Genomic DNA, 22466 nt, shown 5'->3' on the forward strand with positions numbered 1-22466 from the left:
GGATCGCGCGCCCGGCGGGATGGTTCTGTTCACACCCACCACGAAACCGGGCAGGAGACTGTACGGAGTCGACGGCACGATTTCTGGGTCGGGGTTCGTAGGGTCGATGCATGACCGTTGTGGACGAAACCCAGGGTGAGCCGAGCGACACGCGTGGCCGGGTGGCCGAACTGCTGGCCCTGCGCGAGCAGGCCCGGCGCGGCCCCAGCGAGCGCGCGACCCAGGCGCAGCACGCCAAGGGCAAGCTGACCGCGCGCGAGCGCATCGAGCTGCTGCTGGACCCGGGCTCGTTCAAGGAGGTCGAACAGCTCCGCCGCCACCGCGCGACCGGGTTCGGCCTGGAGGCCAAGAAGCCGTACACCGACGGTGTCATCACCGGCTGGGGCACGGTCGAGGGCCGTACGGTCTTCGTCTACGCGCACGACTTCCGGATCTTCGGCGGGGCGCTGGGCGAGGCCCACGCCACCAAGATCCACAAGATCATGGACATGGCCATCTCGGTCGGTGCCCCGCTGGTCTCCCTGAACGACGGCGCCGGCGCCCGTATCCAGGAGGGCGTCTCCGCGCTCGCCGGCTACGGCGGCATCTTCCAGCGCAACACGCGCGCCTCGGGCGTCATCCCGCAGATCAGCGTGATGCTCGGCCCGTGCGCCGGCGGCGCGGCCTACAGCCCCGCGCTCACCGACTTCGTCTTCATGGTCCGCGAGACCTCGCAGATGTTCATCACCGGACCGGACGTCGTCAAGGCGGTCACCGGCGAGGAGATCACCCAGAACGGCCTCGGCGGCGCCGATGTGCACGCCGAGACCTCCGGCGTCGCGCACTTCGCGTACGACGACGAGGAGACCTGCATCGCCGAGGTCCGCTACCTCATCGGGATGCTGCCCTCCAACAACCGTGAGAACCCGCCGACCGTCGAGAGCGACGACCCGGCCGACCGCCGCGGCGACGTGCTGCTGGACCTGGTCCCGGCCGACGGCAACCGCCCTTACGACATGCACCAGGTGATCGAGGAGCTCGTCGACGACGGCGACTACCTGGAGATCCACGAGCGCTGGGCCCGCAACATCATCTGCGCGATGGCCCGCCTGGACGGCCAGGTCGTCGGCATCGTCGCCAACCAGCCGCAGGCGCTGGCCGGGGTGCTGGACATCGAGGCGTCCGAGAAGGCCGCACGGTTCGTCCAGATGTGTGACGCCTTCAACATCCCGATCATCACTCTTCTGGACGTCCCCGGCTTCCTGCCCGGCGTCGACCAGGAGCACGGTGGGATCATCCGGCACGGCGCCAAGCTGCTGTACGCCTACTGCAACGCCACCGTGCCCCGGATCTCGCTGATCCTGCGGAAGGCCTACGGAGGCGCGTACATCGTCATGGACAGCCAGTCCATCGGGGCCGACCTCACCTACGCCTGGCCCACCAACGAGATCGCGGTGATGGGCGCCGAAGGTGCCGCCAACGTCATCTTCCGCCGCCAGATCGCCGACGCCGAGGACCCCGAGGCCATGCGCACCCGCATGGTCAAGGAGTACAAGGCCGAGCTGATGCACCCCTACTACGCGGCCGAGCGCGGCCTGGTCGACGACGTCATCGACCCCGCCGAGACCCGCGAGGTGCTCATCGCCTCGCTCGCCATGCTCCGCAACAAGCACGCCGACCTGCCGTCCCGCAAGCACGGCAACCCCCCGCAGTAGTCGCCCCTCCGCGGCGGCGCGATCCGCCGCACGGTCCACGACAGCCTGCCGAGAAGACGGAGACACCCCACCATGAGCCTGACTTCCGCCGAGTCCGTCCTGCGCGTCGAGAAGGGGCACGCCGACCCCGAGGAGCTGGCGGCCATCACCGCCGTCCTGATGGCCCGTGCCGCCGCCCAGCCGTCCGCCCCCGCCCACCGGGGCCGCGACACGGCCGGCTGGCGCCGCCTGGAGCGCACGCCGGGCTTCCGCGCCCCGCACAGCTGGCAGGGCTGACGCTCAAGAGGCGTTACGAGAAGGGCCCCGCACTCCTCAGGAGTGCGGGGCCCTTTCGCGTACGTACCGCGAGGCGTCCTAGCGCAGGCGGGCCATCAGGGCGTGCTCCACCAGCGTGATGAGCGCGCTCTTGGCGTCGGCGCGGTGGCGGGCGTCCGTCGTCAGGATCGGGGTGTCCGGCCCGATCTGGAGCGCTTCGCGTACCTCGTCGGGGGTGTAGGGCTGGTGTCCGTCGAAGCCGTTGAGGGCGATGACGAAGGGGAGGCCGCTGTTCTCGAAGTAGTCGACGGCGGGGAAGCAGTCGGCGAGGCGGCGGGTGTCGACGAGGACGACGGCGCCGATGGCGCCGCGGACCAGGTCGTCCCACATGAACCAGAAGCGGTCCTGGCCCGGCGTACCGAAGAGGTACAGGATCAGGTCCTGGTCCAGGGTGATGCGACCGAAGTCCATGGCCACCGTCGTGGTGGTCTTGTCCCCGGTGTGGGTCAGATCGTCGATGCCCGCGGACGCGGACGTCATCACGGCTTCGGTGCGCAGCGGGTTGATCTCCGAAACGGCACCGACAAACGTGGTCTTACCCACGCCGAAGCCCCCTGCCACCACGATCTTCGCCGAGGTAGTGGAGCGGGCCGCTCCGCCGCTAGAGCTTGCGAAGTCCACTGAGCACCCTTTCGAGCAGTGTCACATCTGGCTGGCCGCCGGCGGCCTCGTCGCCGCCGGGCTGATGGATAGCGACGAGTCCGGCCTCCGCCAGGTCGGCGACGAGGATCCGGGCAACGCCGAGGGGGATCGAGAGCAGCGCCGAAACCTCGGCGACCGACTTGATCTCGATGCAGAGCCGGCAGATCCGCTGGTGCTCGGGCAACTGCCCTTGCAGCCGGGACGGATCGGCCGTGGTACTGACCAGCGCCTCGATGGCGAGCTGGTAACGCGGCCTGGTCCGGCCGCCGGTCATGGCGTACGGACGGACCAGCGGGTTGTGCGCGGCGGGCCTGTCGGGCTCGGGGGCCCGCCGCTGCTGCACCGGCTGGATGCGCTGCTGCTGAGGCGCGTCGTACCGCTGCTGCGGCTGTTGCTGCTGCGGCCACGGTGAACCCGGCTGCTGCTGGGGCCAGTCGGACCCCTGCGCGCCATGGGCGCCCTGCGGCTGCTGCGGCTGCTGGTATGGCTGATAAGAGTTGCCGGGTGCCTGGCCGCCGGATGCGGCGGGGAAGCCGAAACGGTTGTCACCGTGCTCACCCGGGACCCTCTGCTCACCCTCGTATGGGTGTCCGCCTGTGGGTGCTGCCACGTTTCCTCCTCCGACTGCCGGTCGCCGATCCCAGTGGGGCCGCGCCACCGCACCTTATGGCGCGGTGGCGAGAAACGCACTGTCTGTCTACTAGTTAAGAAGACTTCCCTGAAGTTCGGCGCGGAGATCCGGGGTCAGAACACTGCCCGCGCGGTCGACCAGAAGTGCCATTTCGTACCCGACCAGACCGATATCGGCATCCGGGTGGGCCAGAACGGCGAGTGACGAACCGTCCGAGATGGACATGATGAAGAGGAATCCCCGCTCCATCTCCACGACGGTCTGGTTCACCGCCCCGCCCTCGAAGATCCGCGAGGCGCCCGCGGTCAGCGACGTCAGACCGGAGGCGACGGCCGCCAGCTGGTCGGCGCGGTCGCGCGGGAATCCTTCGGACATGGCCAGCAGGAGTCCGTCGGCGGAGACCACCACCGTGTGCGACACCCCGGGGGTGTTGTCCACGAAGTTGGTGATCAACCAGTTGAGATTCTGCGCCGCCTGGCTCATCGGGCTCACACTAACGCTCCTGGTTGTAGGTGTTACTGGTGTCCGACCCCGCGTTGCGCCCCCGCTGGATGCCCCGCCGCAGGTTGCTCAACCTGCCGCGGACGTCCTCGGGTGCGCGGGAGACCTGTGGGCCGCCCTGCTGGGTCTGCTCCGCCGTGCCCTCGACCAGGTTGGCCTTGGGCACGCGCCGGGGGAGGCCGGAGGGGGTGATTCCGCCCGCCTTCGGCTCCCGGAGCTTCTCGGCCCGCTCCCAGCGCTCGTCGTTCGTCGAACGCCAGTCGTCGGTGCCGTCCCCGTCCGTCTGCGGGGCCTGCCGCTCTTCCTGCTGCGGCTGCCGCTGCGGAAGGGGAGCGGGCTGCTCGTTGCCGCGGCCGCTCGGCTGCCAGTGCTGCGCACCGCCGCGGCGAGGCAGACCGGCTTCGGTCAGCTCGTGGCCGGCGTTCGGGGCGGACCCCGGACGGTCGAAGCCTACGCGCTCCTGCGACGGTGCGGGAACGCTCGGAACAGATTCCGCCTCAGCCTGCCCAACCGGCTCAAAACTGTTCTGAAAACCGCTCTGAACAGGCCAGTCGTCCTGGTGGGACTGGTCGGTCGGGGCGGCGTAGCGGTCGGCGGCGTACGGGTCCTGCGGGTTCTCCGGAGCGGCATATGCCGCTTCCGCGTACCCCTCCTGAGGCTGTGCCCGCGGCCCGTTCTGCTCCTGCTGCTGCGGGTAGCCGTCCTCGGTGCCGTAACCCTGCTGCTCGTAGGAGCCGTTGTACGGAGCCTGCTGAACCGGGTCCTGGCCGTACTGCTCCTGGCCGTAGGACTCCTGCGCGTACCCCTGCGAACCGTTGTCGTACGGGTCCTGCCCGGCGTACTGCTCCTGCGCGAACTGCTGCTGCTCCTGGCCGTAACCCTGCTGCTCCTGGGAGCCGTCCGCGAACGGGGAGCCGGGGCCGGTCTGGGCCTCCAGCGCCGCCCGGCGCTCCTCGCGCATCAGCGAACGGTTGACCGGGTCCAGCTGGGCCGGGTCCGCCGGGACCTCGTAGCGCGAGTCGTCGAAGCCGAGCTCCGCCGCCGTACGCATCTGGCCGTGCTGCGGCGCCGGGTCGAAGGCGTTCTGCTGCTCCGGGATGATCGAGGAGACGGTGAAGTCGTCCTGCCCGGGCAGGGAGTCGCCGCTGCCACCGTGGGTGATCGCGTCCGGGAGCATGACCAGCGACGTCGTCCCGGCCTGCTCGCCCGAGGGGCGCAGCTGGACCCGGATGCCGTGCCGGTCGGCGAGCCGGCCGACCACGAACAGGCCCATGCGCTGCGAGACGGCGGCGTCCACCGTCGGCGGGTTGGCCAGCTTGTGGTTGATGTCGGCGAAGTCCTCGGCGGTGAGGCCGATGCCCTTGTCGTGGATCTCGACCATCACGCGGCCGTCGGGCAGCCGGGTCGCGGTGACGCGGACCTTGGTCTGCGGCGAGGAGAACGTGGTGGCGTTCTCCAGCAGCTCGGCCAGCAGGTGCACGAGGTCGGTGACGGCCCGGCCGTGGATCTCGGCCTCGGGCACACCGGACAACTCGATGCGCTCGTACGACTCCACCTCGGAGGAGGCGGCCCGCAGCACGTCGACCAGCGGCACCGGCTGGTCCCAGCGGCGGCCGGGCTCCTCGCCGGAGAGGACGAGCAGGTTCTCGCCGTTGCGGCGCATACGGGTGGCCAGGTGGTCCAGCTTGAAGAGGCTCTCCAGCTGGTCCGGGTCCGCCTCGTTGTTCTCCAGGTCGGTGATGAGGGTCAGCTGGCCCTCGATGAGCGACTGGTTGCGGCGCGAGAGGTTGGTGAAGATCGCGTTGACGTTGCCCCGCAGCATGGCCTGCTCGGCGGCGAGCCGGACGGCCTCGCGGTGCACCTGGTCGAAGGCGCGGGCGACCTCGCCGATCTCGTCCTGCGTGGTGATCGGGATGGGCTGCACCCGGGTGTCGACCCGGCCCGGGTCGGTGCGGGAGAGCTGGTCGACGAGGGAGGGCAGCCGCTGCTCGGCGATGGAGAAGGCGGCGGTACGGAGCTGGCGCATCGCACGGCTCATCTGGCGGGCCATGAGCCCGGCCAGGATGAAGGCGGCCAGCAGGGCGATGACGACGGCGAGGCCGTTGACGATGGCGTCCCGCTTGGCGTCGGAGGAGATCTTCGCGGCCTCGTTCACCGCCTTGGTGACGAGCTCGTCCTCGACGGTGGCGTACCCCTGGAACTTGGCGGTGGCGGCGGCCATCCAGGTCTCGGGCGTGATGCCCTTCTTCGCCAGATCCTCGGGGTCCTGGCCCTGGCCGATCTGCTGCGCCATGCCGTCGAAGACCGAGCCGTCGATGCTGGGCGGCGACACGAAGGGCTGACCGGCGGCCTCGGCCTGCTCACGGGCGGCCTTGAGCTGCCTGGCACCCTCGGCGGCCTTGCCCGTCATGACCTGCTTGAGGCGGTCGACGTCGGCCTGGGTACCACCGGAGTTGAACTCGGCGAGGGCGATCTGCTCCATGTAGTTGTACGAGCCGAAGGCCTTGACCTGGTCGTTGTAGACGCCGGGCTTCTTGCTCGGGCGGACCAGCAGGTGCATGCCGATGGAGCGCTGAAGCGATTCTGCGGCCTTGGCGAGCTCGATCGCGTAGACGGTACGGCCGTAGCTGGTGATGTTGCCGGTACCGAGGCCGAGCTCGTTGGAGAACTCCATCAGCGAGTGCTGGACCTGGGTGTAGCCCTCTTCGGTCTTCACCGGGTCCAGCGCCTGCGAGTAGGCGGCCTTGCGCAGCTCGGGGAGCTTGGGCTCCTCGCCCTTGAAGAGCTTGAGGCGGCGCTCCAGGCCCGGCTTGGCGGGCATCTCCTTCACCGCGTTCTCGAAGGCGGCCCGCGCCTCGTCCGTGGTGGCCCGGGTCTGCTCGACGACGTCGGCCTCCCGGTCGCCGGAGAGCAGCGGCTGGGCCGTGAGGTCCCGCTCGTCGAGGAGGGCCTGGCCGTAGTCGGAGGCGGCGCGCACGACGAGCGCGGTCTTCTCGGCCTCCTGCGCCTCGCTCCAGGTGTCGATGGACCCCTTCACCTGGAAGCCGCCCATGATCAGGCCGACGATGACCGGGATCAGGAGGATCGCGTTCAGCCGGGTGGCCACCCGCCAGTTGCGCGGGGCGAACCGGCTGGTGCTGCCACCGGCCGGCTCCGGCTCGGGCACCTGTGCAGGGGACGCCGCAGCGTGCGACGGCGGGGTGAAGTTGCCCCGCTCGGGCTGCACCGCGGAGCCCTCGTTGCTTCGCCTCACTCGACCAACAACCTCTCGGCGTCGGCACCTACGTTGTGCCGGATCATTCGTTCAGGGCCGTAACTACTCGGGAGTTCGACGAATTGCAGCACGGGTACCGGCCCCCTTCCAAACACTCGGAATCGATCATTCCGAGTGGTCCACGCCTCAGATAAAACGGGCATAAAGAGCGAGCCCCGTCAAAAGGCGGGGCTCATGTGAGCGCAGTGGCACCGGGTGGATGCATCGGGTGGTGGCCCGGGGCCAATTCTCTGTCGAAACGTTATGAATGCGGGGGCGGATCGTGTCAAACGACACAGGCCGCCCCCGCGTGACTACAACAACTTCCGTATGGCAAAAACGACTTACGCCTACGTGTCGGGACTACTTCAGTCGTGCCATCAGAGCGTGCTCGACCAGGGTGATCAGGCCGCTCTTGGCATCCGCACGATGCCGGGCGTCCGTGGTGATGATGGGTGCGTCCGGCCCGATCTGGAGCGCTTCGCGTACCTCGTCGGGGGTGTAGGGCTGGTGTCCGTCGAAGCCGTTGAGGGCGATGACGAAGGGGAGGCCGCTGTTCTCGAAGTAGTCGACGGCGGGGAAGCAGTCGGCGAGGCGGCGGGTGTCGACGAGGACGACGGCGCCGATGGCGCCGCGGACCAGGTCGTCCCACATGAACCAGAAGCGGTCCTGACCGGGCGTACCGAAGAGGTACAGGATCAGGTCCTGGTCCAGGGTGATGCGACCGAAGTCCATGGCGACGGTGGTCGTCGTCTTGTCCCCGGTGTGGGTCAGGTCGTCGATGCCCGCGGACGCGGACGTCATCACGGCCTCGGTGCGCAGCGGGTTGATCTCCGAAACGGCACCGACGAACGTGGTCTTGCCCACGCCGAAGCCGCCCGCCACCACGATCTTCGCGGAGGTAGTGGCGCGGGCCGTACCGCCGCTAGAGCTTGCGAAGTCCACTGAGCACCCTTTCGAGCAGTGTCACATCCGGCGCGCCGCCGGCCTCTCCATTGCCCGGCTGGTGGATGGCCACCATGCCGGCTTCCGCCAGGTCCGCCACGAGGATGCGGGCGACACCGAGCGGCATCGACAGCAGCGCGGAGACCTCTGCCACCGACTTGACCTCACGGCAGAGGTGGCAGATCCGCTGGTGCTCGGGGAGCAGTGTCCCCAGATGCGCCGGGTCCGCGGTGGTGCTGACCAGTGCCTCTATCGCGAGCTGGTAGCGCGGCCGGGTCCGGCCACCGGTCATGGCGTAAGGACGAACCAGCGGCTGGTCGCCTCCCTCGTCGTACGACGCGTGGTGCAGTGCGCCGTACGGATCGGGTGAGGCGGGTGGCGGGGTCATGAATCCTCCGGGCGTGACAGCAGGTTCTCGGCTTGCCGTCTGCAAGGGGCCGGTGAGGGGACTAAGGCGGCCTGGCGGGTGAGGGTTGTGGGCATTACCTGGGGGGATCGTGTCGTGAATCCGCAGGACGGCCGCCTAATGGAGCAGACTGCCCTGGAGCTCGGCGCGGAGGTCGGGCGTGAGGACGGTGCCCGCACGGTCGACCAGGAGGGCCATCTCGTACCCGACCAGACCGATGTCGGCGTCCGGGTGGGCGAGGACGGCGAGTGAGGATCCGTCGGAGATGGACATGAGGAAGAGGAACCCGCGCTCCATCTCCACAACGGTCTGGCTGACGGCGCCGCCCTCGAAGATCCGTGAGGCGCCCGCTGTCAGCGACGTCAGACCGGAGGCCACGGCCGCCAGCTGATCGGCGCGGTCGCGCGGGAAACCTTCGGACATCGCCAGCAGCAGGCCATCCGCGGAGACCACCACCGTGTGGGACACCCCTGGGGTGTTGTCCACGAAGTTGGTGATCAGCCAGTTCAGATTCTGCGCGGCCTGACTCATGGGGCTCAACTAACGCTCCTGCTGGTGAGTGGGGCCGAGATGGATACTGCCGGTCGACGGGCCGTTGTTGGCCTGCCGTCCCTGCTGGATGCCCCGGCGGAGATTGGTCAGACGACCGCGCACGTCATCGGGCGCACGCGAAACCTGAGGTCCGGACTGGTGATTCTGCTGCTGAGCGGTCCCCGGAACCAAATTGGCGCGGGGAACACGGCGGGGCAGCCCGGAAGTGGTGACCCCGCCGGCAGCCGGCTTCTTGACCCGCTCGGCCTGGCGTACGAGCTCGTCGTTGGGCGAGGCACGCCAGGAGCTGGTGACCGGAGCCTCGGCCGCACCACGCCGGGGCATGGGCGGAACGGGTACGCCGGTGGGCTCGGGAGCGGCCGGCGCCTGCGGCTCGGCGCCCTGCTGGCCACCCTGGCCGGGCCCGTGGAACCAGTTGGTCTCCAGGGTGTCGTACAGCGGCGTACGACCGTCCCCGGGACCGGCCGGCGGCAGGGCCTCCGGCTGCTGGGGGAGCGCGGGGCGGTACGGGGCTTCGCCCGCGGGGGACGCCGACGGACGCGGGGCGCCGAAGCCGTTGCCCTCCGGGCCGCGCTGACGCGGCGCGGGCAGCTGCTGGCCCTGGTTCTGCGGCGGCGGCGCGTTGAAGTCGGGCCGCGCGAACTGGGCGGTGGCCGCCGGGTCCTGGGCCTGCTGGCCGTACCCCTGGCCCTGGTTCTGCTGGAGCGGCGCGTTGAAGTCCGGCCGGGCGAACTGCGAGGTGGCGCCCGGGTCCTGGTGGCTGTCCGCCGGCCGCTGGTTCAGCGGGGCGTTGAACGCCTGGTCCTGGCCGGGGCCCGTCGGCCGGGCGAACTGCCCGGTTGTGTCGTGCTCCTCGTGGCCGCGCGGGGCGTCCACACCCCAGGCCGCCGCCTGCGGGCGCTGCTGCGGGTTGCCGCCGGGCAGCTCGGCCCGGGGACCGCCGGTGGGCGGCAGCTGACGGCCGGGGCCGCCGGGCTGCTGGAAGCCGCCCTGGCCGGGGCCGTTCTGCTCGTGCCGGGCCTGCTGGGGCTGCGGTACGCCGGGACCCTGCTGGTGCTGGCCCTGCTGCTGACCGGGGCCCTGCTGGTTCTGCGGGGCGAACGCGTTGGAGCGGCCGTTCTGGCCGGGGGAGGCCGGAGCGCCGTGACCGAACAGGTTGGGCTGGCCCTGCTCCGTACGGCCGGAGGCATCGCCCTGGCCGCGTGCGCCGAGCCGGGCGCCGTTGCCGAAGGCGCCGGAGAGGCCGCCGCCCTGGCGCTGCGGCTCCTGGCCCGGGAAGGGCTGGTTCGGGCTGCCCTGCGGGCCGTTGTTCTGCTGGCCCTGCTGGCGGCCGGGGGCGTTGTCCCGGGCGGGCAGGGCGGCACGCGGACCGGAGCCCGCGCCGACCTGGCCGCGCTGGCCGCCGGGGGCCGAGCCGAGGCTCTTGGCACCCGGTCCGCCCGGACCGCCGCCGAGCCCCGGACGCTGGCCGTTGCCCGCGCCGTTGCCGCCGGCGAGCAGGCCGCCGGGGGCGCCGCCGGGCTGCTGGCCCTGGCCCTGCTTGGACGGGGGCTGCTTGCCGCCGTGGGCGACATCGACGGGCAGCATGACCAGCGCGGTCGTGCCGCCGGAGTCGGAGGGGCGCAGCTGGATGCGGATGCCGTGGCGCAGCGACAGCCGGCCGACCACGAACAGACCCATGCGGCGGGAGACCGAGACGTCGACGGTGGGCGGCTGCGCGAGCCGCTCGTTGATCGCCGCGAGGTCCTCGGGGGAGAGGCCGATACCCGTGTCGTGGATCTCGACGAGCACGCGGCCGTCGGGCAGCGCGTGACCGGTGACCCGGACCTTCGTCTGCGGCGAGGAGAACGACGTGGCGTTCTCCAGCAGCTCGGCGAGGAGGTGCACGAGGTCGTTGACGACCCGGCCGGCGACCTCGGTGGCGGGCACCGCGGAGAGTTCGATGCGCTCGTACTGCTCCACCTCGGAGGCGGCGGCACGGAGCACGTCGACCAGCGGGACGGGGCGCGTCCACCGGCGGCCCGGCTCCTCACCCGCGAGGACGAGGAGGTTCTCACCGTTACGGCGCATACGGGTCGCGAGGTGGTCCAGCTTGAAGAGCGAGGAGAGCTGGTCCGGGTCGGCCTCGCGCGACTCCAGCTCGGAGATGAGCGAGAGCTGGCGCTGGATGAGGCCCTGCGAACGGCGCGAGAGGTTGGTGAACATCGCGTTGACGTTGCCTCGCAGAAGGGCCTGCTCGGCGGCGAGGCGGACGGCCTCGCGGTGCATGTCGTCGAAGGCCGCGGCCACCTGGCCGATCTCGTCCCGGGAGTGCACACCGACCGACTCGACGGAGGTGTCGACGTCCTGCGGGTCGGTCTCGGAGAGCTGCTTGACGAGCTCGGGCAGCCGGTCCTGGGCGACCCGGGTGGCGGTGTCCTGGAGGCGCCGCAGCGAGCGGATCATGGACCGGGCCACCACGAAGGCGCCGACCAGCGAGACACCGAGGACGAGGAGGATGACCGCACCGTTGATGATCGCCTCGCGCTGGGAGGCCTCGCGCAGCTCGCGCGCCTTGGCCTCCATGTCGCTGAGGAGGGTGGTCTCGATCGTCTTCATCGCGTCGATCTTCGTGGAGGACTGGTCGTACCAGTCCATGTACGAGCGCAGCTTCGCCCCTTCGATCCCGTTCGGGGTGTCGAGGATGTGCTTCGCGTACATGTTCGCCGCGTTGATCTCGGGGTTGTTGCCGTTGTCCAGCGGGGCCATCAGGTCCACCGCGCTCTCGCCGGTCGACCCGTAGATCGACTTGAACGAGCTGATCGCGCGGGTTTCCTTGTCGAGGGCGTTGGAGCCGAACTGCTTGTCGTTCTCGTTGAGGTGCGCTTCCTTGACCGAGCCGCCGGGCAGCGCCGCCGCGATCACCGCACGCTGGATCGAGGCGTACTCCTTGGCGGAGGAGAACGCCGCCAGGGCACGGGTCCGCTTGATCATGTCCGGGTTGCTGGTCGCCTGGGCCATGTCCTGGGACAGGCTGAGCAGCGAGGTGATCAGCTGGCTGTACTGGTCGATGGTGTTGAGGGACGGTGCGCCGTCCTCGTACGCCGACTTGCGGATCGACCGGATGTCGCCGAGCTGGGAGGCGATCTGGGCGACGCTCGCGTGGATGCTCTCCAGCGCGTCGTCGTTCTCGAAGTCGCCGATCTCGTTGGTCGCGTCCAGGAACGCGTCCTTGGCCCGGTCGGTCTTCTCCCGGGGCTGGGAGACCTTGTAGTCGGTCGCCTTGGAGCCGTTGGAGAGCGGACCGGCGGACTGGTCGCGCTCCACCTGGAGGGCCTGGGCGAGCGAGGTCGCCTGCTTGGTCATCTGGGTCAGCAGCTGCATGTGCTCCAGCTGCTGCATGTCGGTCATGGACTCGTTGATCCTCAGACCGCCCAGGCTGGTCGCCGCGACCACGGGGAGGGCGAGGAGCGAGACCAGTCGCGTACTGATGCGCCAGTTACGGAGCGCTATTCGCGACCCCGTGTCGACCGGGCCGCGGGAAGCGGGAGGCGTGCCCGGCTCGGCCCCGCCGCTCGGCGTGGAGCCCGGGCGCTGCGCACGGTCGCTGTTGTCGCCGGCAGCGGCCGGCCCGGGGTTCTGGGCGTGCTGGGGCGAGGAACCGCGGTCGGTCCCGCCGCGCGGCTCCTGTTCCGCCGGAGCGCTGCCATCCCTCTTGAAACGTCCCTGCACTAGCGTCGCAACCTCTGGACCAGGCGTTCCGTCCGGATAAGGACAGAACGGTGTCGGCGTCGTGGGGCGCTGGACGCGCCCCATGGTGGTCGTTGAGTGACCGGCGTACTTCCCCCTCCCGCCGCCGCCCGGCGCTGCGTTGCGCCCCGGTGCGCCGGTCTGAAACCCGCGGCGGTGCGTGGAATTCCAGCACAGTGCAGGATCTCCAACAAGGGCCATGTACCGGGCTGTGACCTGCGTGACACGTTGTGATGAACGAGTAACAAGCAGTGGAGAGTGATTGTGGGTAAAACGGACTATCGGGGATGAGTCGCTTAGGGGTGGGGGGTGTCCCAGTCGCGATGATCAGGAGCGGAATGATGGATTCAGGGAGGTAATGTCCGTTTCCCGCACCATGATCGGGTGCCCGTAATGGGTCAATTGTCGATTACTTCGTGAGCAAACTCACATGATGATCGTCGCCTCATCCCGGCTCCGGCGGGGAATCGGATGTTTAGCCTGACGCTTTACAGGGATGGCGCATCCGACAAGCCGGCGCCGCCGAGGCGGCGCCCGAACCGACAGGGTCCTGACGGCAGATGAAGACGACGACCACGATCCGCAACATTGCCAACCCCCGGCGCACCACGCTGGCGCACCTCAAGGACGCCGAGGCGCTCCAGACGCCCTTCCTGCCGGAGCACGCCGCCGACCTGCCCACCGTCACGGCCAACCCGCGCCGCACCATCCTCATGGAAGCCCCGGCCGCGGCCGCTCGCTAGCGGCCCCGTGATGGGCGAGGCTGTGCCCCCTCACCGCGTTAGCCTGGAGCGTCAGTCTTCAGCCAGCCAGCAAGTGAGGGGCGACAGCATCCCGTGCGCATCGCCAGGTTCTCCATCGACGGCAATGTCGCCTTCGGCGCCGTCGAAGGACAGGGCACCGTGGAATCCGGTGACCTCGTCCTCGACATCATCAAGGGCATCCCGTACGCCGACTTCGAGCTCTCGGGCACCAAGGTCCCGCTGAACAAGGTCCGGCTGCTGCCCCCCGTGCTCCCCAACAAGGTCGTGGCCATCGGCCGCAACTACGCGGAGCACGCCGCCGAGCTCGGCCATGAGGTCCCCGACGCGCCCATCACCTTCTTCAAGCCCACCACCTCGGTGATCGGCTCCGGCGACGCGATCGAGTACCCCTCCTTCTCGAACGACCTCCACCACGAGGCCGAGCTGGCCGTCGTCATCGGCCGCATGTGCCGCGAGGTCCCCCGCGAGCGCGTCAAGGACGTCATCCTCGGCTACACCTGCGCCAACGACGTCACCGCCCGCGATGTGCAGCAGCGCGAGAAGCAGTGGGCCCGCGCCAAGGGCTTCGACACCTCCTGCCCGCTGGGCCCCTGGGTGGAGACCGACGTGGACCCCCACGACCTCACCATCCAGGCGACGGTCAACGGCGAGCAGCGGCAGCTCGGCCGCACGAGCGACATGGTCCGCTCCGTCGAGGACCTGATCGTCCACATCACGGAGGCCATGACGCTGCTCCCGGGCGACGTCGTCCTCACGGGCACCCCCGCAGGGGTCGGACCCCTGCACGTCGGCGACGAGGTCGCCGTCACCATCGAAGGCATCGGCACTCTCACCAACAAGGTGATCAAGCGTGGCTAACGCACCCGTACGCGTCCGTTTCTGTCCCTCCCCGACCGGCAACCCGCACGTGGGCCTGGTCCGCACGGCCCTGTTCAACTGGGCCTTCGCCCGGCACCACCAGGGCACCCTGGTCTTCCGGATCGAGGACACCGACGCCGCGCGCGACTCCGAGGAGTCCTACCAGCAGCTTCTCGACTCGATGCGCTGGCTGGGCCTGGACTGGGACGAGGGCCCCGAGATCGGCGGCCCGCACGCCCCCTACCGCCAGTCGCAGCGGATGGACCTGTACAAGGACGTCGCCGAGAAGCTGCTCGCCGCCGGGTACGCGTACGCCTGCTACTGCACCACCGAGGAGCTGGACACCCGCCGCGACGCCGCCCGCGCCGCAGGCCGCCCGTCCGGTTACGACGGCCACTGCCGCGACCTCACCGCCGAGCAGAAGGCGGCGTACGAGGCCGAGGGCCGCAGTTCGATCGTCCGCTTCCGGATGCCCGACGAGGCCATCACCTTCACCGACCTGGTCCGCGGCGACATCACCGTCCAGCCGGAGAACGTCCCGGACTACGGCATCGTCCGCGCCAACGGGGCCCCGCTCTACACCCTGGTCAACCCGGTCGACGACGCGCTGATGGAGATCACCCACGTCCTGCGCGGCGAGGACCTGCTCTCCTCCACCCCGCGCCAGATCGCCCTGTACCGGGCGCTCATCGAGCTGGGCATCGCCAAGGAGACCCCCGCCTTCGGCCACCTGCCGTACGTCATGGGCGAGGGCAACAAGAAGCTCTCCAAGCGCGACCCGCAGGCCTCCCTCAACCTCTACCGGGAGCGCGGCTTCCTCCCCGAGGGGCTGCTGAACTACCTGTCGCTGCTCGGCTGGTCGATCGCCGAGGACCGCGACATCTTCTCGGTGGACGAGCTGATCGCCGCGTTCGACATCAAGGACGTCAACGCCAACCCGGCCCGCTTCGACCTCAAGAAGGCCGAGCACATCAACGCCGAGCACATCCGCATGCTGGATGTGAAGGACTTCACCGAGGCCTGCGGCCCCTGGCTGAAGGCCCCGTTCGCGCCCTGGGCCCCGGAAGCCTTCGACGCGGACAAGTGGACGGCGATCGCCCCGTACGCCCAGACCCGCGTGACGGTGCTCTCCGACATCACCGACAACGTCGACTTCCTCTTCCTCGACGAGCCGGTCGAGGACGAGGCGTCCTGGACCAAGGCCATGAAGGGCGACCCGGCCGCGCTCCTGACCACCGCCCGCGCCAACCTGGAGGCGGCGGACTGGAGCGACGCGGAGTCCCTGAAGAACGCCGTGCTCACCGCCGGCGAGGCCCATGGCCTCAAGCTCGGCAAGGCCCAGGCCCCGGTCCGGGTCGCCGTGACCGGCCGCACCATCGGCCTGCCGCTCTTCGAGTCCCTGGAGATCCTGGGCCGCGAGAAGAGCCTGGCCCGCATCGACGCGGCGCTGGCCAAGCTGACCGCGTAAGCGCGCAGGACACCCCGGGGAGGGCCGCAGCCGACCGGCTGCGGCCCTCCCCGGCTTTCGCCGCTCCGAGGCCGCTCGCGGGCGGCTACCGTGGCGTACATGCCGATCCGCGCCGTGCTCTGGGACATCGACGACACGATCTTCGACTACGCGGGCGCCGACCGCACCGGGATGCGGCTGCACCTGGAGGGCGAGGGCCTGCCGGAGGCGTACGCGACGGTCGACGAGGCCCTCGACGTCTGGAAGGCGATCACCGTACGGCACTGGGCGCGCGTCGCCGCCGGGGAGACGGACTTCCTCGGGCAGCGCCGGGACCGGGTGCGGGAGTTCCTGTCGCGGGCCATGGAGGACGCCGAGGCCGACGCCTGGTTCGCCGGGCACCTGTCCCACTACGAGGCCGCCTGGACGCTCTTCCCGGACGTGCTCCCGGTCCTGGACCGGCTGGTGCCCGACTACCGGCACGCGATCCTCTCCAACTCCAGCACCGACCACCAGCACCGCAAGCTCACCGCGCTCGGCATCCGGGACCGGTTCGAGGCGATGGTCTGCGCCGTGGAGCTGGGCGTCTCCAAGCCGGAGGCCGGCGCCTTCCACGCGGCCTGCGAGCAGCTCGCGCTGGACCCGCACGAAGTGGCGTACGTGGGCGACGAGCCGGACATCGACGCCTCGGGCGCCGTCGCCGCCGGGCTGACCGGGATCTGGCTGGACCGGCGGGGGAGGGGCGGGAGGCCGGATCTCGTGACGATCACCGGGCTGGACCAGCTCCCCGCCCTGCTGGCGGGCCAAACCCGTTTTGGAGCGCCGGACACCTTCAGGTAATGTTCTTTCTGCGCCGCCCGAGCGGGCCGAAAGATCCGGCCGGGAAGCGCAGACAGAAGTGAAGCCCCCACCAGGGGTTGCATTTCAGTGGGCTATGGTGTAATTGGCAACACTACGGTTTCTGGTACCGTCATTCTAGGTTCGAGTCCTGGTAGCCCAGCGCAGTACCGAGCAGCACCAGCAGTATCCAGCAGGACAAGCCCCCGTTGTGTAGCGGCCTAGCACGCTGCCCTCTCACGGCAGTAGCGCCGGTTCGAATCCGGTCGGGGGTACAGATCCTTCCCGCGAGAACATCATGGGTCGCACCCATCGCTCTCGATGCAGGATCGCTAGGGCCCCCGTTGTGTAGCGGCCTAGCACGCTGCCCTCTCACGGCAGTAGCGCCGGTTCGAATCCGGTCGGGGGTACTTGTCACACCATGGGCTATGGTGTAATTGGCAACACTACGGTTTCTGGTACCGTCATTCTAGGTTCGAGTCCTGGTAGCCCAGCGCAAGTCAGCAGTAACCACGCCCCCGTTGTGTAGCGGCCTAGCACGCTGCCCTCTCACGGCAGTAGCGCCGGTTCGAATCCGGTCGGGGGTACAACAGAGCGGTACGGGAAGGCCCTTCACCTCGGTGGAGGGCCTTTTCGCTTCTCCGGGGCAGGGCGCCCCAGGTCAAGTCGCCTACGTCACAACGCTGTTGGCGCGAGCGGGCGGGCCCGGGAAAGAAAAGGGCCGCCACGGCGCTGGGGCGGCCTTCCGGAACAGGGGCAGAAGTGGTGCGGGCGGATGGTCAGCCCGTGCGGCGCAGGGCCTCGCTCAGGCGGGCGGCCGAGTCGATGACCGCCTGGGCGTGCATCCGGCCCGGGTGGCGGGTCAGCCTCTCGATCGGGCCGGAGACCGAGACGGCGGCGACCACCCGGTTCGAGGGGCCGCGGACCGGGGCCGAGACCGAGGCGACGCCCGGCTCCCGCTCACCGATCGACTGGGCCCAGCCCCGCCGCCGTACGCCGGAGAGCGCCGTCGCGGTGAACCGGGCGCCCTGGAGGCCGCGGTGCAGGCGCTCCGGCTCCTCCCAGGCCATCAGGATCTGGGCCGAGGAGCCGGCCTTCATGGTGAGCGTGGAGCCGACCGGCACCGTGTCCCGGAGTCCGGACAGCCGTTCCGCCGCCGCCACGCAGATGCGCATGTCGCCCTGCCGGCGGTAGAGCTGGGCGCTCTCGCCGGTGATGTCGCGCAGGTGGGTGAGCACCGGTCCGGCCGTGGCCAGCAGGCGGTCCTCGCCCGCCGCGGCCGCCAGTTCCGACAGCCGGGGGCCGAGGATGAAACGGCCCTGCATGTCCCTCGCCACCATCCGGTGGTGTTCCAGTGCCACGGCCAGACGGTGGGCCGTGGGCCGTGCGAGCCCGGTCGCCGCGACCAGCCCGGCGAGGGTGGCCGGACCGGACTCCAGGGCGCTCAATACCAGAGCTGCCTTGTCGAGAACGCCGACGCCGCTAGAGTTGTCCATACGACGATACTCCCGTCTCACTCTGTGAAACGCAAGTTCAATTTCCGGCGGAAGTTGCGAACCTGTACGGGCGGCCCCACAACGGCCCGTGGCCACCGCCCCGCAGGGGATCCGGACGGCGGCGTACCGAATCTCTAGTTGGGCCGGCGAAGACGCCGGCCGGAGGGAAAGCGATGGGTAGGACACTCGCGGAGAAGGTCTGGGACGACCACGTCGTCCGGCGCGCGGAGGGCGAGCCCGACCTCCTCTTCATCGATCTGCACCTGCTGCACGAGGTGACCAGCCCGCAGGCCTTCGACGGTCTGCGCCAGGCCGGACGCCCGGTGCGGCGCCTCGACCTCACCATCGCCACCGAGGACCACAACACCCCGACCCTCGACATCGACAAGCCGATCGCCGACCCGGTCTCCCGCGCCCAGCTGGAGACCCTGCGCAAGAACTGCGCGGACTTCGGCGTCCGGCTGCACCCGCTCGGTGACGTGGAGCAGGGCGTCGTGCACGTGGTCGGCCCCCAGCTGGGCCTGACCCAGCCCGGCACCACCGTGGTCTGCGGCGACTCCCACACCTCCACGCACGGGGCCTTCGGCGCGCTGGCGTTCGGCATCGGCACCAGCCAGGTGGAGCACGTCCTGGCCACCCAGACGCTGCCGCTGGCCCGCCCCAAGACCATGGCCATCACGGTCGACGGCGAACTGCCCGAGGACGTCACCGCCAAGGACCTGATCCTGGCGATCATCACCCGGATCGGCACCGGCGGCGGCCAGGGCTACATCCTCGAATACCGCGGCTCCGCCATCGAGAAGCTCTCGATGGAGGCCCGGATGACCATCTGCAACATGTCGATCGAGGCCGGCGCCCGCGCGGGCATGATCGCCCCGGACGAGACCACCTTCGCCTATCTGGAGGGCCGCGACGCCGCCCCCAAGGGCGAGGAGTGGGACGCCGCCGTCGCGTACTGGAAGACCCTGCGCTCCGACGACGACGCGGTGTTCGACGCCGAGGTCGTCATCGACGCCACCGAACTGGCCCCGTTCGTCACCTGGGGCACCAACCCCGGCCAGGGCGCGCCGCTCTCCGCGCACGTCCCCGACCCCGCTTCGTACGAGGACGCCTCGGAGCGCAACGCCGCCGAAAAGGCCCTGGAGTACATGGGGTTGACCGCCGGGCAGCCGCTGCGCGAGATCAGCGTGGACACCGTCTTCGTAGGTTCGTGCACCAACGGCCGCATCGAGGACCTGCGCAACGCCGCGGCGATCCTGGACGGCCGCAAAGTCGCCGACGGCGTACGGATGCTGGTCGTCCCGGGCTCCGTCCGGGTCGCGCTCCAGGCCGTCTCCGAGGGCCTGGACAAGGTCTTCACCGGTGCCGGCGCCGAATGGCGGCACGCGGGTTGCTCGATGTGCCTCGGTATGAACCCCGACCAGCTGGCCCCCGGCGAGCGTTCCGCCTCCACCTCGAACCGCAACTTCGAGGGGAGGCAGGGCAAGGGCGGCCGCACCCACCTGGTCTCGCCCCAGGTCGCCGCCGCCACCGCCGTACTGGGCCATCTGGCCTCGCCCGCCGACCTGTCCGACACCCGTACCCCCGCCGGAGTCGCATAGCCATGGAAGCCTTCACCACACACACCGGCCGGGCCGTCCCGCTGCGCCGCAGCAACGTCGACACCGACCAGATCATCCCCGCCCACTGGCTGAAGAAGGTCACCCGCGACGGGTTCGAGGACGGCCTCTTCGAAGCCTGGCGCAAGGACGCCGGCTTCGTCCTCAACCGCCCCGAGCGGCAGGGCGCCTCGGTCCTGGTGGCCGGCCCCGACTTCGGTACGGGCTCCTCCCGCGAACACGCGGTCTGGGCCTTGCAGAACTTCGGCTTCAAGACCGTCATCTCCTCCCGCTTCGCCGACATCTTCCGGGGCAACTCGCTGAAGAACGGCCTGCTGACCGTGGTCCTGGACCAGCAGGTCGTCGACGCCCTGTGGGAGCTGAGCGAGGCCGACCCGAGCGCCGAGATCACCGTCGACCTGGAGACCCGCCAGGTCCGCGCCGAGGGCATCACGGCCGACTTCGAGCTGGACGAGAACGCCCGCTGGCGACTGCTCAACGGCCTCGACGACATCAGCCTCACCCTTCAGAACGAAGCGGACATCGTGGCTTACGAGGCGGCCAGGCCGTCCCACAAACCGCGTACAATTGACGCCTGAGCAGCGCTTTTCCATGACTGCGCCCCCTGCCTCCGGGCAGGGGGCGCAGTCGCTTGTTGAGCCCCCCTCGGGCGACAACTCGCCCCAGATGGCACAATCGGTGCATGGAACGCGACAGCCAACTCAAGCTCTATGGCCAAGTCGCCGACCAGTTGAAGGAAGCGCACGCGAAGGTGCGTGCACTGCAAGTCCCGGAGAGCGTACGGATGGCGCTGTCCCGGAAGCTGCTGGTCGTCACGGCCGCGGCGAAGCACGATCTCCCGGACGCGGCAAGGCGTCTGGACCGGTTGATGAAGGACCTCGATGAGGGCCGATTCCCCGAAGGTGACTGACACGTGGAACTGCGCATCGGTCGACTTCGTTGCGGCACTAGGGTGATTAGCCCGTTTCGTGTTTGATTTGCGGTATATATCTGCCTAACGTGCGAAAAAGCCTGAACACTTTCGTTCCGGCAATGTCTCCGAAGGGGAAGACGTGAACAAGGCGCAGCTCGTAGAAGCGATTGCCGACAAGGTCGGCGGCCGCCAGCAGGCCGCAGACGCGGTCGACGCGGTACTCGACGCGATCGTCCGTGCCGTTGTCGCCGGGGACCGTGTCTCGGTCACCGGCTTCGGCTCGTTCGAGAAGGTCGACCGCCCCGCCCGGTACGCCCGCAACCCGCAGACGGGTGAGCGCGTCCGGGTCAAGAAGACCTCGGTGCCCCGCTTCCGCGCGGGTCAGGGGTTCAAGGACCTGGTGAGCGGCTCGAAGAAGCTCCCCAAGAACGACGTGGCCGTGAAGAAGGCCCCCAAGGGCAGCCTCTCGGGCGGATCTTCCGCCGCCCGTACGACGGTCAAGGCCGCCGCCGCCAAGAAGTCGGCCGCCAAGAAGGCCACGGCGAAGAAGACCACCGCCAAGAAGGCCGTGGCACCGGCGAAGAAGGCCACCGCCACCGCCAAGAAGGCCACCGCCAAGAAGGCGACCGCCACGGCGAAGAAGGCCACGCCGGCCGCGAAGAAGGCGACCGCCACGGCCAAGAAGGCCACCGCCACCGCCAAGAAGACCGCGCCCGCCAAGAAGGCCACGGCGAAGAAGGCGCCCGCGAAGAAGACCACGGCGCGCACCACCACGGCCAAGAAGGCCACCGCACGCAAGAAGTGAGACCGGGCAACCGCTCGCTTCGAGGAAACGCGCCGGGCCGGGCTCCCCTCCGGGGGAGCCCGGCCCGCGGGCTGTCCGGGGCCCGTTCGGCCCCTGTACGGTCCCGAACCCCCGTACGGTCTAGAACGTCTGTAGCGTCACCAGCGTGATCCGCAGGGCGGCCCCTTGGCCCTCGCCCTCGATCCGCACCCGCTGCCCCGGACGCAGCAGCAGCAGGCCGCCCGCGTCGAAGGCCGGGGCGTCGAACTCCACCGGGGTGCCGTCGTCCAGCAGCACACTGCCGGTCCGGGTCTCGGGGTCGTACGTGTACGAGGTCGCCTGCATGGGCGGCAGCCTATCGGTCCGGGGTGAGGGAGAGCGCGGGCCCGAGCCGCGCGGTGTACGGCCCCACTCCGAGGGCAAGCGCCACCTTCAGGTCCTCGCCCGTATCCACGTCCCGGCGCACCGAGTCGACCCCGGGCAGCGTTATTTCCACCGCGCCCGAAGCCAGATGCCGGGCGGCGGACGGGCCGCCGAAAGCCGGGCGCAATTCCGTGCCCCCGGCGCAGGACAGAAATGTCGTTCCGATTCCCGCCGCGTCCCGGAGAAATGCCCGGGGAAAAGCGGAGGCAAAATCGAGCACCCGAGCCAATTCGCCGGCGCGCAGGGCCGGCAGATCCGCGTTGAGAGCGGCCACCGGGAGGGCGGGTGCGGCAGCCCGCACCGAGCGCGCCCCGTACGCCAGCGCCGCGTTGAGCCCGGCCGCCGGGACGTCCGCCACGATCCGCGCGCCGAGCGCCGAAAGGGCCGCCCCGGCCGCCGTATCGTCCGTGACGACCACCACATCCCGCACCCGGACACAGGCGAGGGCCGCCGCCACCGTGTCCTGGGCGAAGGCCAGGGCCAGCCGGGGCCGGGCGGGCTCGCCCGCCGCCCGCCCCAGGCGGCTCTTGGCCCGCGCGAGCGGCTTCAGCGGAACGACCAGGGACCAGAGCCCCGCCGGATCGGTGTTCGTGGCGATCTCCCCCTCCGTACGCATGAGGACTTATTCTCGCCTGCCGGTACGACAACCCGGAGGGC

At 70.0% G+C, this 22466-nt stretch carries 21 protein-coding genes and 5 tRNA genes; 15 read left to right on the forward strand and 11 right to left on the reverse strand.

Going from position 1 to position 22466, the window contains the following annotated elements:
- The first annotated feature begins 110 nt into the window (after positions 1-110).
- On the forward strand, positions 111-1694 hold the full coding sequence (locus GTY67_RS25670) for an acyl-CoA carboxylase subunit beta (RefSeq protein WP_161280429.1): 1584 nt from the start codon (positions 111-113) through the stop codon (positions 1692-1694).
- A 72-nt stretch (positions 1695-1766) separates the two neighbouring features.
- Positions 1767-1970: an acyl-CoA carboxylase subunit epsilon gene (locus GTY67_RS25675; RefSeq protein ID WP_093692620.1), complete on the forward strand. Its 204-nt coding sequence runs from the start codon at positions 1767-1769 to the stop codon at positions 1968-1970.
- Between the two features lie 78 nt (positions 1971-2048).
- Here GTY67_RS25675 and GTY67_RS25680 read toward each other — a convergent pair whose 3' ends face one another.
- The 8 genes from GTY67_RS25680 to GTY67_RS25715 all read right to left on the reverse strand — a co-directional run bounded on the left by GTY67_RS25680 (position 2049) and on the right by GTY67_RS25715 (position 12650).
- Entirely contained in the window at positions 2049-2630 is a 582-nt protein-coding gene (locus GTY67_RS25680) for an ATP/GTP-binding protein (protein ID WP_014048542.1), read from the reverse strand.
- Positions 2611-3261: a DUF742 domain-containing protein gene (locus GTY67_RS25685; RefSeq protein WP_161280430.1), complete on the reverse strand. Its 651-nt coding sequence runs from the start codon at positions 3259-3261 to the stop codon at positions 2611-2613. The genes GTY67_RS25680 and GTY67_RS25685 overlap by 20 nt, the downstream gene beginning before the upstream one ends.
- 90 nt (positions 3262-3351) lie before the next feature.
- Positions 3352-3765 carry a roadblock/LC7 domain-containing protein gene (locus GTY67_RS25690; protein ID WP_006127847.1) on the reverse strand — a complete coding sequence of 138 codons (414 nt, stop codon included), beginning with the start codon at positions 3763-3765 and terminating at the stop codon, positions 3352-3354.
- A gap of 10 nt (positions 3766-3775) precedes the next feature.
- Complete coding sequence (locus GTY67_RS25695) at positions 3776-7036, reverse strand: nitrate- and nitrite sensing domain-containing protein (RefSeq protein ID WP_161280431.1); 3261 nt, start codon at positions 7034-7036, stop codon at positions 3776-3778.
- A 363-nt stretch (positions 7037-7399) separates the two neighbouring features.
- A complete protein-coding gene (locus GTY67_RS25700; protein ID WP_015611636.1) occupies positions 7400-7981 on the reverse strand; it encodes an ATP/GTP-binding protein in 582 nt (193 codons plus the stop codon).
- Positions 7962-8369: a DUF742 domain-containing protein gene (locus GTY67_RS25705; protein ID WP_015611637.1), complete on the reverse strand. Its 408-nt coding sequence runs from the start codon at positions 8367-8369 to the stop codon at positions 7962-7964. The genes GTY67_RS25700 and GTY67_RS25705 overlap by 20 nt, the downstream gene beginning before the upstream one ends.
- 135 nt (positions 8370-8504) lie before the next feature.
- Positions 8505-8927, reverse strand: coding sequence for a roadblock/LC7 domain-containing protein (locus GTY67_RS25710; protein WP_003966009.1), 423 nt, complete (start codon positions 8925-8927; stop codon positions 8505-8507).
- Positions 8928-12650 carry a sensor histidine kinase gene (locus tag GTY67_RS25715; protein ID WP_161280432.1) on the reverse strand — a complete coding sequence of 1241 codons (3723 nt, stop codon included), beginning with the start codon at positions 12648-12650 and terminating at the stop codon, positions 8928-8930.
- Between the two features lie 578 nt (positions 12651-13228).
- Here GTY67_RS25715 and GTY67_RS25720 point away from each other — a divergent pair.
- From GTY67_RS25720 to GTY67_RS25760, 9 genes are all read left to right on the forward strand, one after another.
- Positions 13229-13411, forward strand: coding sequence for a hypothetical protein (locus GTY67_RS25720; RefSeq protein WP_093691746.1), 183 nt, complete (start codon positions 13229-13231; stop codon positions 13409-13411).
- A gap of 93 nt (positions 13412-13504) precedes the next feature.
- On the forward strand, positions 13505-14290 hold the full coding sequence (locus GTY67_RS25725) for a fumarylacetoacetate hydrolase family protein (protein ID WP_093691748.1): 786 nt from the start codon (positions 13505-13507) through the stop codon (positions 14288-14290).
- Positions 14283-15758, forward strand: coding sequence for a glutamate--tRNA ligase (gltX, locus tag GTY67_RS25730; RefSeq protein ID WP_161280433.1), 1476 nt, complete (start codon positions 14283-14285; stop codon positions 15756-15758). The genes GTY67_RS25725 and gltX overlap by 8 nt, the downstream gene beginning before the upstream one ends.
- Positions 15759-15857: 99 nt before the next feature.
- A complete protein-coding gene (locus GTY67_RS25735; RefSeq protein ID WP_161280434.1) occupies positions 15858-16577 on the forward strand; it encodes an HAD family hydrolase in 720 nt (239 codons plus the stop codon).
- An 88-nt stretch (positions 16578-16665) separates the two neighbouring features.
- Positions 16666-16737, forward strand: a tRNA-Gln gene (locus GTY67_RS25740).
- A 39-nt stretch (positions 16738-16776) separates the two neighbouring features.
- Positions 16777-16849: transfer RNA gene (locus tag GTY67_RS25745), tRNA-Glu, on the forward strand.
- A 62-nt stretch (positions 16850-16911) separates the two neighbouring features.
- A tRNA-Glu gene (locus GTY67_RS25750) sits at positions 16912-16984 on the forward strand.
- Positions 16985-16996: 12 nt separating this feature from the next.
- Positions 16997-17068, forward strand: a tRNA-Gln gene (locus GTY67_RS25755).
- Between the two features lie 20 nt (positions 17069-17088).
- Positions 17089-17161 (forward strand) — tRNA-Glu (locus GTY67_RS25760).
- A gap of 192 nt (positions 17162-17353) precedes the next feature.
- On the opposite strand, the gene ndgR is transcribed toward GTY67_RS25760, so the two are convergent.
- On the reverse strand, positions 17354-18070 hold the full coding sequence (gene ndgR / locus GTY67_RS25765) for an IclR family transcriptional regulator NdgR (protein ID WP_003966003.1): 717 nt from the start codon (positions 18068-18070) through the stop codon (positions 17354-17356).
- A 173-nt stretch (positions 18071-18243) separates the two neighbouring features.
- Between ndgR and leuC the strand changes: the two genes are divergently transcribed.
- The 4 genes from leuC to GTY67_RS25785 all read left to right on the forward strand — a co-directional run bounded on the left by leuC (position 18244) and on the right by GTY67_RS25785 (position 21407).
- A complete protein-coding gene (gene leuC, locus GTY67_RS25770; RefSeq protein WP_093694845.1) occupies positions 18244-19671 on the forward strand; it encodes a 3-isopropylmalate dehydratase large subunit in 1428 nt (475 codons plus the stop codon).
- A gap of 2 nt (positions 19672-19673) precedes the next feature.
- Positions 19674-20267 (forward strand): 3-isopropylmalate dehydratase small subunit, encoded by a 594-nt coding sequence (gene leuD / locus GTY67_RS25775; RefSeq protein ID WP_161280435.1) that lies wholly within the window; start codon positions 19674-19676, stop codon positions 20265-20267.
- A gap of 104 nt (positions 20268-20371) precedes the next feature.
- Positions 20372-20599, forward strand: a complete 228-nt coding sequence (locus GTY67_RS25780; RefSeq protein WP_093694849.1) for a hypothetical protein — start codon at positions 20372-20374, stop codon at positions 20597-20599.
- Between the two features lie 142 nt (positions 20600-20741).
- Positions 20742-21407, forward strand: coding sequence for an HU family DNA-binding protein (locus GTY67_RS25785; protein ID WP_093694851.1), 666 nt, complete (start codon positions 20742-20744; stop codon positions 21405-21407).
- A gap of 120 nt (positions 21408-21527) precedes the next feature.
- On the opposite strand, the gene GTY67_RS25790 is transcribed toward GTY67_RS25785, so the two are convergent.
- Together GTY67_RS25790 and cofC are read right to left on the reverse strand one after the other, a co-directional pair.
- Entirely contained in the window at positions 21528-21731 is a 204-nt protein-coding gene (locus GTY67_RS25790; protein ID WP_161280436.1) for a hypothetical protein, read from the reverse strand.
- A gap of 10 nt (positions 21732-21741) precedes the next feature.
- Positions 21742-22425: a 2-phospho-L-lactate guanylyltransferase gene (gene cofC, locus GTY67_RS25795; protein WP_161280437.1), complete on the reverse strand. Its 684-nt coding sequence runs from the start codon at positions 22423-22425 to the stop codon at positions 21742-21744.
- Between the last annotated feature and the right edge of the window lie 41 nt (positions 22426-22466).

This window comes from Streptomyces sp. SID8374 (assembly GCF_009865135.1).
GTDB lineage: Bacteria > Actinomycetota > Actinomycetes > Streptomycetales > Streptomycetaceae > Streptomyces.

What these genes read in the sequence shown, in the direction of transcription:
- GTY67_RS25670 (WP_161280429.1), top strand. Translation starts at nt 111, where the DNA reads ATGACCGTTGTGGACGAAACCCAGGGTGAGCCGAGCGACACGCGTGGC.
- GTY67_RS25675 (WP_093692620.1), top strand. Translation starts at nt 1,767, where the DNA reads ATGAGCCTGACTTCCGCCGAGTCCGTCCTGCGCGTCGAGAAGGGGCAC.
- GTY67_RS25690 (WP_006127847.1), bottom strand. Translation starts at nt 3,765, where the DNA reads ATGAGCCAGGCGGCGCAGAATCTCAACTGGTTGATCACCAACTTCGTG.
- GTY67_RS25705 (WP_015611637.1), bottom strand. Translation starts at nt 8,369, where the DNA reads ATGACCCCGCCACCCGCCTCACCCGATCCGTACGGCGCACTGCACCAC.
- GTY67_RS25720 (WP_093691746.1), top strand. Translation starts at nt 13,229, where the DNA reads ATGAAGACGACGACCACGATCCGCAACATTGCCAACCCCCGGCGCACC.
- GTY67_RS25735 (WP_161280434.1), top strand. Translation starts at nt 15,858, where the DNA reads ATGCCGATCCGCGCCGTGCTCTGGGACATCGACGACACGATCTTCGAC.
- ndgR (WP_003966003.1), bottom strand. Translation starts at nt 18,070, where the DNA reads ATGGACAACTCTAGCGGCGTCGGCGTTCTCGACAAGGCAGCTCTGGTA.
- leuC (WP_093694845.1), top strand. Translation starts at nt 18,244, where the DNA reads ATGGGTAGGACACTCGCGGAGAAGGTCTGGGACGACCACGTCGTCCGG.
- leuD (WP_161280435.1), top strand. Translation starts at nt 19,674, where the DNA reads ATGGAAGCCTTCACCACACACACCGGCCGGGCCGTCCCGCTGCGCCGC.
- GTY67_RS25780 (WP_093694849.1), top strand. Translation starts at nt 20,372, where the DNA reads ATGGAACGCGACAGCCAACTCAAGCTCTATGGCCAAGTCGCCGACCAG.
- GTY67_RS25790 (WP_161280436.1), bottom strand. Translation starts at nt 21,731, where the DNA reads ATGCAGGCGACCTCGTACACGTACGACCCCGAGACCCGGACCGGCAGT.
- cofC (WP_161280437.1), bottom strand. Translation starts at nt 22,425, where the DNA reads ATGCGTACGGAGGGGGAGATCGCCACGAACACCGATCCGGCGGGGCTC.